Annotated in this window: 11 protein-coding genes; all 11 read right to left on the bottom strand. The window is 46.6% G+C overall.

All coding sequences use genetic code 11. The features are described from left to right. Nucleotides 1–5: 5 nt before the first annotated feature. The 11 genes from HQN88_RS24415 to HQN88_RS24365 all read right to left on the bottom strand — a co-directional run bounded on the left by HQN88_RS24415 (nt 6) and on the right by HQN88_RS24365 (nt 13,718). Complete coding sequence (locus tag HQN88_RS24415) at nt 6–515, bottom strand: shikimate kinase (protein ID WP_274319430.1); 510 nt, start codon at nt 513–515, stop codon at nt 6–8. Nucleotides 516–600: 85 nt separating this feature from the next. After that, nucleotides 601–1,368, bottom strand: a complete 768-nt coding sequence (locus HQN88_RS24410) for an arylamine N-acetyltransferase family protein (RefSeq protein ID WP_173117401.1) — start codon at nt 1,366–1,368, stop codon at nt 601–603. Nucleotides 1,369–1,423: 55 nt separating this feature from the next. After that, nucleotides 1,424–2,716, bottom strand: coding sequence for a UDP-N-acetylglucosamine 1-carboxyvinyltransferase (gene murA / locus HQN88_RS24405; protein ID WP_173117399.1), 1,293 nt, complete (start codon nt 2,714–2,716; stop codon nt 1,424–1,426). A 19-nt stretch (nt 2,717–2,735) separates the two neighbouring features. Then, entirely contained in the window at nt 2,736–3,491 is a 756-nt protein-coding gene (locus HQN88_RS24400) for an FHA domain-containing protein (protein ID WP_246320430.1), read from the bottom strand. 79 nt (nt 3,492–3,570) lie between these two features. Next, nucleotides 3,571–6,003, bottom strand: coding sequence for an RNA polymerase recycling motor HelD (gene helD, locus HQN88_RS24395; RefSeq protein ID WP_173117674.1), 2,433 nt, complete (start codon nt 6,001–6,003; stop codon nt 3,571–3,573). 538 nt (nt 6,004–6,541) lie between these two features. Next, the gene (locus HQN88_RS24390) at nt 6,542–7,966 is read right to left on the bottom strand and encodes an aldehyde dehydrogenase family protein (protein WP_173117397.1); all 1,425 of its coding nucleotides are present in this window, start codon (nt 7,964–7,966) and stop codon (nt 6,542–6,544) included. A gap of 8 nt (nt 7,967–7,974) precedes the next feature. After that, the gene (gene gabT, locus HQN88_RS24385) at nt 7,975–9,330 is read right to left on the bottom strand and encodes a 4-aminobutyrate--2-oxoglutarate transaminase (RefSeq protein ID WP_173117395.1); all 1,356 of its coding nucleotides are present in this window, start codon (nt 9,328–9,330) and stop codon (nt 7,975–7,977) included. A gap of 213 nt (nt 9,331–9,543) precedes the next feature. After that, a complete protein-coding gene (locus HQN88_RS24380; protein WP_173117393.1) occupies nt 9,544–10,293 on the bottom strand; it encodes a LamG domain-containing protein in 750 nt (249 codons plus the stop codon). 21 nt (nt 10,294–10,314) lie between these two features. Continuing rightward, a complete protein-coding gene (locus HQN88_RS24375; protein WP_173117391.1) occupies nt 10,315–11,820 on the bottom strand; it encodes an extracellular solute-binding protein in 1,506 nt (501 codons plus the stop codon). Between the two features lie 60 nt (nt 11,821–11,880). Further along, nucleotides 11,881–12,747, bottom strand: coding sequence for a carbohydrate ABC transporter permease (locus HQN88_RS38475; protein ID WP_274319426.1), 867 nt, complete (start codon nt 12,745–12,747; stop codon nt 11,881–11,883). A 20-nt stretch (nt 12,748–12,767) separates the two neighbouring features. Then, complete coding sequence (locus tag HQN88_RS24365; RefSeq protein ID WP_173117389.1) at nt 12,768–13,718, bottom strand: ABC transporter permease; 951 nt, start codon at nt 13,716–13,718, stop codon at nt 12,768–12,770. Nucleotides 13,719–14,198 lie beyond the last annotated feature (480 nt).

Genomic DNA, 14,198 nt, shown 5'->3' with positions numbered 1-14,198 from the left:
CGATTTCAGGGGGTACTTAAGTTCGAAATGATCTCCTTTACGCAATGTTCAATCTCCTTACTCGTACAATCGACCGTGCAATCGCTATACGTCATATAGAGAGGAATTCGCTCCTCGTAAACATCCTTAAGGCTATTTCCTGCCCTCATTACAATGCCTCTTGTAGTTATATTCGTTACTCTCCGTTCAATTTCTTCATAGGAAACATGCAAATAAATAATCCTGCCGCTTTGTCGAAGGACTTTCATCGCTTTGTCAGAATATACGACACTGCCACCTGTAGATATCAGGCAATTTTCAAGTTGCAATCCTGACACAATTCTTTCTTCGACTTCCATGAATGCTTCGATTCCATCTAACTCTATTATTTCTTGTAACAATCGCCCTTCCTGTTGCTGTATGACAATATCTGTATCTACGAAATCCATACCTAAAGCTTTGGCTAATAACACACCCAGCGTGCTTTTTCCAGCGCCTGACATTCCGATAAGTACGATATTCCTACCCTTTTTCACGATAAAATACCTCCATTCTTTCCCTCTAGTTAAAAAAGGCAACCGAACCACGAGGTCCGCTGCCTTCTCACACGCTTCTATTTAGCTAAAGACGAATGCCGAAATACGATAATAGAGCTTCTTTATACGCTTCATTTGTCTGAGGCGTGTAGGTCCTTACGTCAGTAGCACTGAATATGCGGAACTCCTTATCAGCAAGTGTATGCCTTCCCTCTGGCGTGCGTATCGCAACGATTGGGTACTTGTTGAAAATCGAATCTGGGGCTTTTTCACACCAGAAACTCGCGAATAGGTAGTCTTTCGGCAGCTGAGGCTCCTCTGTGAAAGAGTAGATGCGATGCCATGCTTCCTTTTTCTGTTCGCAAAGCACCCAGCCGTCATAGGGATCTTTCTCAAGGCGGTAGCTCTCATCGCCTTGCTGCTGGACAAGACCTTCGATGAAGGAAAGGGGTCTGCGAGGTACGATCCCGCCAACACCAACATCGCACAGGTAGTTCACGCCTTCGGCTTCTACCTTCAAGACATGATGACGCCTTTTGGGCGGTAGATTCGGCTCATCCCGCCAGAATCTGGCGACCAAATCCGTCACCGTATAGCCAAGTTCACGAAGCAGCCAACCGAATAAGGCATTCGTTTCAAAACAATACCCGCCACGCTGGCGTATGACAATTTTCTGATACAATTCCTGCGGATCAAGAGATAACGCTTTCCCTTCGAGAATATCCAAATTCTCATAGGGAACCGTGTGCAGATGTCGTTCCTGCAGGTCAGCTAATGTCTTAGCGCTGCCATCGAGCGAACCCTGAAAACCGATGCGTTCGAGATACTTCTCAATTTGAATGTCTGTATTCATCGAGGGAAGACACCTTCCTTAAGTGAGTTATTCGTTACTATGTATAGGAAAACGATTACCCTTGCATGTGAATTCGACTGTAAATCTCTTGGGCGTCCAGTTCACGCATCGAGAGCTTAGCTCCGATGGATCGGAAGCTGCCGATCACATCCTCATAGCCGCGCTCGATGTGCTCGACGCCTGTTAAACACGTGCTGCCCTCAGCCGTGAGACCGGCCATCAGCAGACAAATGCCTGCACGCACATCTGTCGCATGCACCCAAGCGCCTCGCAGGGGCATTCCACCGCGAATAAACGCCGATTCTTGCCGCATCTCTATTTCTGCACCAAGCCGTCTTAGCTGCGGAACATGAGCAAACCGTTTCGGATACACACGATCAGTCACGATACTTTTGCCCTCGGCCTGCAACAGGAGTGCCGTCATGGGTTGCTGTAAATCGGTGGCGAAACTCGGATACATGCCTGCGCGAATTCGTGTGGCTCTCAGCGCGCCAGTACCATAAGCAGTTATACTGTTTTCCCCACATTCCACATGCAGTCCGACTTCCTCCAGCTTAGCTAGACAGGAGCCAAGATGCTCAGGAATGACATCCTTGACGGTAATTTGTCCCCCACCCAGCCCAGCCGCCATCAAGAAAGCTCCGGCAATTAGCCTGTCTGGAATTACCGTATGGATGCCCCCGTTCAAGTAAGGAACACCTTCTATCCGAATACGATCCGTGCCGGCTCCATAAATTCGTGCCCCGAGTTGATTCAGGAATCTTGCCGTATCGCATACCTCTGGATCCACGGCCGCATTGTGCAGGTGAGTCCGTCCTTTTGCCAATACAGCCATCATCATCGCATTCATCGTCGCCCCCGAGGTAATGGTGTCGAAATAAATGTCCGCCCCCTTCAACTCTGCCGCTTCGACTTCATAATAATCCTTGTAGAGCCGCACCTGAGCTCCAAGAGCTTGGAACACCTTGATATGCTGATCCATCGGTCTTGAAACAAAATCATCACCACCAGGTAATCCAATCGTGACTCTGCCAAATTTGGATAATAACGCGCCAACAAAATAATAAGACGCTCGGTAGCTCGATGCTTTGCCTGGATCAATCACGGAGCTGTGGATCCAGCGGGGATCAATAATCACTTGCCCCGCGTGCTGTGTGAGCTTCAGACCGATATCCCTACCAATATCCGCGATAAGACGGACATCATCTATGTGTGGTATGCCTTCTAATGTTACGATATTATCCGCCAAACAAGCAGCTGCAAGTATGGCAAGAGAACTATTCTTTGCGCCTGGTATGTGTACCGTTCCGTGGAGTGGGCCTGAGTATTCCGCTTGTATATACTTCATGAAGGTATCCCAACTTTCGTTATGACGATTTCAATTCGGATTCGAGCATATAACCGCCGCCGCGCACGGCACTAATGAGAAAGGTATCTTTTCCGTACTTTTTGCGAACCCGATAGACCAAAGCGTTTAGTTCATCGAGAGTCACGTCCGAGAACCCTTCGGCTCCTGGTGATCGCTCAGGCCACACCTTGGATTTAATTTCCTCCATGGGAACGAGTCGGTTTATATGTTCATGCAGCACACGGATCAATAGATATTCTTTCTCCGACATAAGAATTCGCTTGCCTTCCACCACACATTCCCGTTTCTCCCAACTTATTTCCAACGGGAGTTTGGGAATTTCTAGCTGCATGGTGATGCTGAGCGGTTCGATTTCAAGGGTTTGATCGGCAAACATATATGAGAAATGGATGACGGTCATCCCTTTGGCAAGCCTAATAATATCAAAATTGTTCAACGGATACGGCGTGTGCGGCGTTAGCTCTACGCCATTAAGTTCAGTGCCGTGGCGACTTCCTAAATCATAGAGCACCGCTTTGTCTTGCTCTTTGCGGATAATGATATGTTTCCGGGAAATAAACGCGTTCGTAAAAGCCAAATCCGGCGTTAACTCATGGGATACCCGGCCGACATTTGTTTCTTCCTGGTTTAAATTCACGCAAGTGCCCGCTCGATAGGGCTCACCGCGTACAACGTATAAGCATGCAAAGTTATCCAGTTGTGTCCCCTCCGTTTGCAAATGCAGCTTACCAACTATCTTGGGAAATAACCCCATTAGTTATCGTACCTCAAACTATAGCTGATTAAAACCCCTTCTCACTGACGGGTCACTCATTTTTCAGTAACAATTATGTTTAACCCTCTCTCTCGTATAAATTCTGATCCAATGACTGGATAAACAGTGTCCACTCCCCTGTTGTATAGAGCAAAAGCCGGTGCATCGCACGTGTACAAGCCGTATAAAAAAGCTTACGTTCGCTCTCACGATTATACACTTGTGATGATGCATCAAAAATCAATACCGCGTCGAACTCGACACCTTTGGCGAGGTATGCGGGAATGATCATCGTCCCTTTCTCAAACGTTGATGTTTCCTTCGTAATGAGTCGCAGCGTCTCAATGTCCGCTGACATCAACACGTCATAAGCCTCCCGACTCTCCGCTGCGGTCTTCGTAATAATGCCAATCGACTCAAAGCCCTTTGCCTTTAGTTCAGCAAGATGCGCAACAATGCGTTCAACTCTCTCTGCACGGCTGCTCACCTTAATAAGATACGGCTTCTGGTCGCTCCGCTCAAAAGGCACAATATCTACGCTAGGCAGCAATGCCTTCGTAAACTCCACAATCTCGCGAGTGGAGCGATAGCTTCGAACAAGGCGAATCAGATTCGTTTCATCTTGGCCGTATAGCCGAATTAATGGCGAATCCACCTCAGATAGATTGGTCGCCTGTGGGAAGATTGCTTGACTGAAATCTCCGAGCACGGTCATGCTGGCGCGGGGAAATAGCTGCTTGAGGAAGTAGAATTGGAAGGGAGAATAATCCTGTCCTTCATCGACAAATACATGCCGCACATTCGTGTTCCTCCGAGTCCCCTCTACGAATTCTTTCAAACACAAGAACGGCGCCGCATCCTCATAAAACAGTTCGAGCTTACTCAGCTTTTCCTTCGTTTGCCTGCAAATTTCCGTCCAATGCTCAGGTACATCGCGCTCGTTGGTCATGCTCCGATAAGCGGTCTCATCGCTGAATAACTGATCATACAACCCGATGATATCGATAAACTTAAATCGCTTTACGTCATTTTTCAAGGGTTTATAATGGCCGCTCACGATCATCTTCCGAAGAAGTTCTTCGATTTCCTGCATGGCAAAATCAACATCATGCTCATCGTCTTGCTCCTTGCCAAGAAACTGTCCATAATCATCCAAAAGCTGTTCATTCATATGGAGGACAACTTCTTCTTCTTGTTGATACTTCTTGAGTAACTCTCTGTAGGCTTCGGCATATTGTTCGTTATCGAGGTAATCGAGTTCATCCTGAACCCAATGCGCTTTTTGTTCTTTCCGCTCTAGCGTCGTCAACCTTTGCAGGATCCACTCCTGTAAAAGAAGGACGCGATTAGCCAGACGAATGGTAGGGTCATAGCTATAAAATTGCAATCGGATCTGCTCCGCGGTAATTAACTCACGATCCCGAAAATTGATAGCGCGGAACAACATGCCTTCTTTCCCCAGCCAAACCGCATATTGCTGCAGCGCATGGAGAAATACCTCAGATGCCTTATAGTGAATCCCACTTCGTCGTGCTTCATACTCGTGAGAAGATGGTGACGTCAGCACATATTCAATCTGCTCGAAAGGACTCTCCAATTGTAATGTAGACCCAAGCCAATAGACCAAATATTCTTGAATGGTCGTCTGCTGCATGTTTTCCTCACCGAGTTCGGGAAGAACCGTTGATACATAACTGTTGAACATCGGATTCGGGGAAAAAAGTACAATTTGGTCCGCCTTAAGCTTATCGCGGTGCTTATATAATAAGTAGGCCGCTCGCTGCAAAGCGGCTGACGTCTTGCCACTGCCGGCCGCTCCCTGCACAATGAGCATTCGCGTCTTATCGTTGCGAATGATGGCATTTTGCTCTTTCTGAATGGTTGCCACAATGCTCTTCATTTGCGAATCTGCACCTTGAGCAAGCACTTGCTGGAGCAATTCATCGCCAATGGTTACACTCGTGTCGAACACACGTTTTAACTGACCGTCGCCGATGTAATATTGCCGCTTCAGCGTCATCTCCCCTGCTACTTGCCCTCCTGGTGTTTCATAGGCTGAAGCCCCCGGGGAATAGTCGTAGTACATACTTGCAATAGGTGTGCGCCAGTCATAGACCAGGAAGCTTAAACCGTCATCGTCAACGAAAGACGAAACACCGATATAAATGTGCTCGCTGAAGCTAAGGCCTTCCTCATGAAAATCAATTCGCCCGAAATATGGCGACGGCAGCAGTCGCTTCATGCTCTTCAATCGTTGCATCCGCTGCTGGTGACTGCGCTCCCGCTCTGATAACAATGCTTCTTGCTGCCTAATACTATAAAATGCCTCTTCGAAATCTTCATGGGTGCTCGTGTTGATGGACACTTCTTCCCAGAAACGTTTGCGGAAGTCCGTTACCTGATCGCGCAACCCGACTACTTCTGGTTCAATTTCGACGATTGCAGATTGTAATTTTTCGCTAACCATATTTAATCGCTCTTGTTCTTGCTGCCATTCGTTCGCCTTTATCATCTTCACGAACACGCTCCTTTTGGGTCTTGTGTGAAAAAAATAAAAAATGTTTGACAACCTACCGTTTTTCATGCTAAAATTTAATTAAAGATATAATGTAATAGTTATAATGTAAATTAAAAATAGCCAATAGTCTTAGTATCTTAACATAAAACTTCCTCCTGTGTAAATATATGATTTAGTAAGAAGAACCGGCATTTCTGCTGGTTCTTCTTTTTTTTTGCATTTGAACTTGGAGTCCACCAAGAAACCTCCGATGTTTCGGCTATGGGTTTGATAATCCGGCTAGTACTAGTACCAGCACCTGCATCCCCCTTCTCCGTGCAGCGCTTCATGAATAGATGGATTTTATGATGTTAATCTCGCTGAAAAAGCTGATCTATTAGGAATAACTGGATTTCATACAGCTAATTCGAGCCATATGAAGCAATTGGTTCAAAGCACGCTAAATTAGCTGTACCTAATCCAGTTATTCAAGAAAAATCCGGAAAAATAGCTGAAATAGCTGTACATTTTCAAGTTAATTGGATCGTGTAGCCTATAACTTAATTGAAATGAACTTCAGCTCCGTCAACTCCTCAACCGCATATCGAATACCTTCCCGTCCGAAGCCACTTTCCTTCACACCGCCATAAGGCATGTTATCCACACGGAATGTAGGGAAATCATTAATCATGACGCCACCTACTTCCAACTGCTGGGCAGCAAGCATCGCGGAACGGATGTCATTTGTATAGATGCCTGCTTGAAGTCCATAGCGGGAATGATTGACATCCTGTATGGCTTGATCCAGCGAGCTGAATGAGGCAACCGTGACGATCGGTCCGAACACCTCTTCACAGGATACAGGCTCATCCGCTGCTACATGCGTCAAGATGGTCGGTGGGTATATCCGAGAGTTCAGCTCTTTACCTCCCGTAATCACAAGGGCTCCTTTGGAGACCGCGCTATCTACCCAATCCTGCATCCGGCGAACTTCTTTCTCACTAATGAGCGCAGATAGATCTGTTGTCTCTTCCAGCGGGTCGCCGATAACTAATTTCTCTACTTGCGCTTTGAATCTACTCATAAAATCATCATGATGCAGCTCATGGACGAAAATCCGCTGAATGGAGATACATACTTGACCACTATATGAAAATGCACCGAGCACACACCGACTGATTAACTCATCTGTAATCTCGTAGGCTTTGTCTATAAGTAAAGCTGAATTCGAACCTAACTCTAAGGTAACTCGCTTTAAACCAGCTTTGTTTTTCATGGCAATTCCGACTGCAGGACTACCTGTGAATGTCACAGCCTTCACTCGTGGATCGCTCACGAGCTTCTCACCCACTACCGATCCAGGTCCGGGAATAACATTCAATGCCCCCTTCGGGAGTCCCGCTTCTTGGAAAATCTCTGCAAGTACCAAAGAGGAAAGTGGCGTTTGTCCCGCGGGTTTGAGTACAATTGTATTCCCCGCCGCGATCGCAGGGCCGACTTTATGTGCGACCAAATTAAAGGGAAAGTTAAATGGTGTTATCGCCGCAATCACTCCCAGCGGCTTGCGCAGCGTAAAGGCAATGCGTCCCTCTCCACCAGGAGCTGCATCCAGAGGGACCGTTTCTCCATGGATGCGACTTGCTTCCATCGCAGCGAATTTATACGTTTGAATCGTCCGGGCGAGTTCGCCCCGCGCGGTCTTGAGCGGCTTACCCGCTTCCAAAGCTACGAGACGGGACAGCTCCTCTTTCCTTTTTTCTAACAATTCAGCGACTTTATTTAAAATAGCCGTACGCGCGTGTGCAGGCATGTGAGCCATGATCGGCGCAGCTGCTTGTGCAGCTTGGATTGCTTCATCCGTTTCTGCCTCATTCGCATACCCCACGTCTGCAATCCATTCTCCTGAAAATGGTGAGTAAAGTGCTTCGTAACGAGCAGCTTCTTTCCATTCTCCGTTAATAAACAAATGCCTTTTCATCCCCAACCCTACTTTCTGTCTTGCGCATATTGGTCAAGTATAACCTGTTGGACAATATCAAGTCCCTCAGCAAGCTCTTCATCCGTAATTACGAGTGGCGTCAGAAAACGAATCACATTGCTGTGCACCCCAGCGCTTAATAGAATCACGCCTGCTTCATAGCAGCCTTTTTGAATCGCAGCTGTCTTCGCTTTATCTGGTTCTTTCGTATCAGGATCTACGAATTCGATCGCACACATCGCGCCTAGACCACGAACCTCCGCAATATGCGGAATCGTCTTCTGCAAGTTAGTAAAGAATTCACGGATTGTCTCACCGATAACACGAGATCGTTCGATAAGATTCTCGCGTTCCATCTTCTCAATAACGGCCAATGCCGCCACACAACCAAGTGGACTTCCACCATACGTCCCACCAATTTCGCCAGGGGCAGGTGCATCCATAATCTCCGAACGTCCCGTAACCGCTGATATCGGCAAGCCTGCCCCAATGGATTTCGACATCGTCATCAAATCTGGCTCAATCCCAAAATGTGTCGATGCAAACATTTCTCCCGTACGTCCGAAACCCGTTTGAATTTCATCGGCAATGAACAAAATTTGTTTACTTTTGCAAATCTCATATATACCTTGAACAAATTCCTTTGGAGGGACGATAAAGCCGCCTTCACCTTGGATCGGTTCCATAATGACCGCTGCCAACTCTTCTGGTGCAACCTCCGTAAGGAGGAAATCTTCAAATTGCTGAACACAATAGCGCGCGTAATCGATCTCCGACATGCCTTGCGGACGATTCAACGGATACGGGAATTGCGCCTTATAGGTGGCCGGAGCAAAAGGTCCCATCTGGAACTTATAGGGTCTAACCTTGCTTGTAAGCGACATGCCTAAGAGAGTTCGACCATGAAATCCTCGCGAAAAGGAGACGATGCCTGATTTCCCTGTAAATTTCCTAGCAATTTTCACAGCATTCTCAACCGCTTCTGCACCGCTATTCAGAAAGATCGTTTTCTTCGGAAAGCTGCCCGGCGTAATCTCTGCCAACTTCTCAGCTAACTTCAGATAAGGTTCATACATAGCGACATGAAAGCAAGGATGTATATATTTTTCAAGTTGCTCTTGAACAGCTTTGACAACTTCTGGCGGGCAATGGCCCACATTCAGCGTTCCGATGGCGCCAGCAAAATCAATGAATACATTACCATCCACATCATAAATCAATGATCCTTCTGCCTTCTCCACAAAAATCGGCGTATTATTGCCAACACCTCTTGGAATGAATGCTTGTCTTTTAGCCATGAGTTCTTGCGTGCGGCCGCCCTGTAACTTGGAGGGTACTGAAGCAAATTTACGTGCGATTTGCATGTTCATCTTCCCCTTTACATTCCTATTTTAACTTTTCTTATTTATATGAGAGTTACCACTACCTTCTTCTTCATTTTATGACAGCAACGATTTACACATTCAGAATATGACGCAAAAAAAAGCCCTTTTCAGGGCTTACGAGCCGTGTAGGTCAGGCTCTTGTTTAATATAATTTTTTATACTTGTAGATGCTCGAGTTGGCCCCTTCCTCTTCTACAAACAAGCAAGTTGGTGCATCTCCGCATTCGTTAATGCTTTGTTATAAATAACTAATCCACCGATGCTGCCGACAAAGTAATTGCCGATCTCCTGTGAACGATCCACCGCTCCAACGGTAAAATCAGCACCGTCAGGCCCTCCATCGTAAAGGCCGCCAGGGTAATGATACGGATTAAGGATCGGACGTTCATCCAATACTCCGTTTACGTAGGACCGCGCATGCTGACCATCGTATGTAAAAGCTACATGCTGCCATTCGCCCTGAGGGACTTCGGTCTTACCAATAGATGCATCCATACACCAGCGATACCCAGGTGTCGGACCACCTACAGAAGATACATGGCCGCACACCTGTTGGCCGCTCTCCCAGATCGATAAATTCAGGAATAGTCCATACTGGCGTCTCTTATTGGATTCGTTCCAGATGCCAGCAATAAATTCGCATTCATTATTGGATTTTTTCCTGCGTTTAACCCAAGCAGCAACCGTCACCTGCGCATTCTCACCATGTATATTCAGATCTTGGATGTGCTCCCGGGGAATTCGGAACCATTTCCCTTCCTCTAGCAGAGCACTGTATGGACCGAATATACCTTCATTGTCACGATCTACCAGCCCTGCACCTTCCTGCAGGGCATATGGCTTTCCACCCCTTGACATGCGTGCTTCTCCAGGGCCTTCTTGAAAGTCCCATAACGCTACTAAATTCGGATGGCTGAGCATCATTTCAATATCTTTCTTCATGAATGAAGCCTCCAAGGTTCCCTATTTCTTTTTGCTAAACCATTCGTTCATCGCATCGATGGCTGCCTTGCCGCCCTTGGCGTTGAATTCCTGCACAAACTTATCAAACTCGCCTAGATCACGTTTGCCCATAATGAATTTCAAGGCGTTTTCTTCTGTGTAGTTGCGCAGCTCCGTGAACTTGGTGTCGTACGCCTCAATGGAAGGTGCGTATGAAGTTTCTTCCCGATTCTGCTTAAATTTCAGCAGCGGCTCGTAATACGGAAGGAATCCCTTAACTTTTAAACGTGCATTGAAGCTCGGGTCACTGTCTCCGAAGAAGTACAATGTCCTCCACGGAATGTTGTTGCTCTGTTCTGGTGTCTGCACGATTTGCCCGTTATCTACCTTATAATCCTGACCTTCAAGTCCATAAGTTAAAAATTTATCCGTATCTGCATTCATGATGTAATTGATAAATGCGGCGGCGCCTTCCTTGTTCTTGGCTTGCTTCGGAATAACAATGTAGTTACCTGGAATACCTTCCTCTTGGAAGCCTGAAGCTCCACTCTTACCGCTAACTGGTGCGATGTACTGTAAGGTTCCTGCGCTCTTCTTATCCTTGATTGAGGTATCAATCGTCAGTGCATCGCCCCAATAGACAGTGCCGAAAGCAGCAGTTCCGTTGATCATTTTGTCCTTAATATCTTTATTGATAGCGAATTCTTGGTCGATTAAGCCTTCGGAATACCATGTCTTCATGGTCGTGAGGTACTCTTTATATTCTGGTTGCAGCCATGCGAATTCTAACTTGCCATTTTTGTTTACCGTCGAGGTACCTACTCCGAACGCTGATGCGTAAGGCAGGAAGGATGCCATAAACGCTCCTGGATTTCCGGCGGAACCCGTGAGAGGCGCGATATTCTTTTTCTCTTTGATCGCCTTAAGCGTCGTATACATCTCGTCCATCGTAGTCGGTTCTTTCAGACTGAGCTCCTTCAGAATATCCGAGCGCTCCAGAAGGCCGTTGCCAACCTTTTGGGCAACACGTACTGGAATGCCGTACATTTTGCCATCCAGCTTGGAGGCGTCGAGAATTTCTTTGGGCAGAAATGAAGATAGATTAGGAATATTTGTTTTCACTAACTCGTCAAGTGGCTCAAATGCCCCCTGTTGCGCCAGCTTAAAGTAGTCGGATTTGCCTGGGATCCACATAATATCTGGTACATCACCTGAGGCTAAAATGATCGATATCTTCTGGTTGGGATTGTCCTTAGGCAGCGACTCGAATTTCACGTTATATCCGGATTTCTCTTTAAGCACGTTCACCAGCTTGTTGTCGTTAATCGTGTCACTGCCCTTGTATTGTTCCATGGCAGGATGATACATACGCATCACTTTCAATTCCTTGTTTTTGACTGATCCACTTGAACTTGTCGCTCCAGCTTTGGTACTGGCAGGGGCAGTATTATTACTACTGCAACCTACTGCAAGCCCGACCAACAGGACAGATGACATGCCCACTAGCACTGCTTTTTGAATTCTCATCGAATAAAACCTCCCCTAAAGTGTTTATATAAAAAAACAGGTGTTTTCGCAGGTTGGCCATTACCCTTTGACAGCACCCAACATAACCCCTTTGACGAAATACCGTTGAATGAATGGATACACAAACAAAATGGGAACTACTGCACACAGAATGGCTGCCGCCCGTATCGTTTCTGGAGTAACTTCGCGAAATACATCATTCACAACTAGGTCAGCTGACTTCTCATCGGTTACGAGTTGAAGGAGAAACATTTGAAGCGGCATTAACTGCCGATCGGTAATGTACATCATCGCTTGAAAGAAAGCATTCCAGTAGCCAACCGCATAGAACATCCCGACGGTAGCCAGTGCAGGTACAGATAACGGCAGATAGATTGAGGTCAGAATTCGTAAATTTGAGGCACCGTCCATTCGAGCAGATTCCTCCAATGAGTCCGGTACGCCCATGAAGAAGTTGCGGATTAAGATCATATTAAACGGTGCCAGCGCAGTCGGCAAAATGAGCGACCATAGTGAATTAAGCAGCCCAACTTGCTTTACGACGAGGTACGTCGGAATCAGTCCTCCGCTGAAGAACATCGTGATGACGAACAGTAACATCAGAAAGCGAGTGTAGGGCAAGCCCTTGCGAGAAAGCGGATAAGCCGCTAGCACGGTCAACGCCATGCTAATTACCGTTCCGACAATGGCAATAAATAACGAATTACCGAATGAGTAGTAGAATTGCTTATTTGAAAGCACATATTCAAAGGATATCGTTGTGATTCCCTTGGGCCATAACAGGATGTCCTTGGCTAGAACATGTGATTCACTACTGAACGCTTTGGCTGCCACGTGTATGAACGGCAGAACCATCGACAGCGAGATGAGCGAAAGTAGGAACACGTTAAAGTAACTGAATACGGTTTCTCCTCTAGAACGAATCACACAAGCACCACCTCTCTAGGTTAGTAAATTCCTTCCTCGCCCATTCGCCGGGCAAGTGTATTGGCAATAACTAGCAGCACACAACCGATGACTGATTTAAACAATCCCGCCGCCGTGGTCAGGCCAAACTGCATCGTGCCTAATCCCACTCGGAATACGTAAGTGTCAATAATATCACCGACATCGTATACCGTCGGGTTGTACATCACGAGCACTTGCTCGAAGCCGGCGTCAAGTAAATGACCGATTCGCAGCAGAAGCAGAATAATAATCGTTGAGCGAATGCTCGGCAGCGAGATGTGCCAGATTTGTCGGAGCCGTCCCGCACCATCCACTGTTGCTGCTTGGAACAATTCCTCGTTGATGCTTAGTAACGCAGCAAGGTAGATGATAGCGCCCCATCCTGCTTCCTTCCATACATCGGTGTACACGAGTATCCAGCGAAACAGCTTCTCACTCGTTAAGAAGAAGATCGGCTCGCCGCCAAAAACTTGAATCACTTTGTTCACGATACCGCTGCTTGGTGACAACAAGTCGACAGCAATCCCGCCGATAACGACCCATGAGATGAAATGCGGCAGATACGTAAACGTCTGAACCCAGCGTTTGAAAACAACGAGACGAAGCTCATTAAGCAGTAACGCGAGCAAGATTGGGGCCGGGAATCCAATGACCAGTTTCATCAGGCTGATTACTAGTGTGTTAACCACCACCCTCGGAAACTCGTCGAACATAAACAACTCTCGGAAGTACTGTAAGCCAACCCATTTACTTGCAAATACCCCTTGAATAATGTTGTAGTCTTTAAAAGCAATTACGACTCCGTACATCGGTCCGTATTTGAACACTAGCAGGAACACCAGCGCTGGTAGAACCATCAAATAAAGATCCCAATACTTAAGCAGAGGATGACGATTGGCCCGCTTGCTTGTCAGCACTTGGGATGTTGCGGCAGGGACTGAGGCTTTCATATCTTGGATCTCTCCTCTCCTTGTTGCTGGATTTGAACTTCTGTGCCCTCATTATATCCGTTGCCGATTTGAAAGCGTATACCAATCCTTTGACTTTCATTGCAACTATTTTTACTTCCTGAACAAATACATATGAAAATAGCTGTAAGACCAACTTCCCTTTCGCTTCCCTTGAGCTCAGCAACGCCACATGCATTAATAGCGGGACAATTTCACCTACTGAGAACAAGTCTAAGCCACACATTGTTAACTGCAAAACCTCACCTGCCAAGAACAAATCACCACCAAACTTATCGTTAGCTGGAAAACCTCCAGTTATTTCGCGGATTCATGTTGGAATTTCAAGTTTAACTGGAAAATTGAAACTAGAATAAAAAGTAGACACCTCGTTAGGAGATGAGGATAATAATCTTATCAGGAGGTGTTCATTTTGGGTGAACAGCGGCAAAGGTATAATGATGAATTTAAACAACAGACGGT

The organism is Paenibacillus qinlingensis (genome assembly GCF_013204845.1).
Taxonomy (GTDB): Bacteria; Bacillota; Bacilli; order Paenibacillales; family NBRC-103111; genus Paenibacillus_E; species Paenibacillus_E qinlingensis.
Note: the sequence above shows the minus strand (reverse complement) of the source record. Positions and strands in the feature narration are given on the sequence as shown.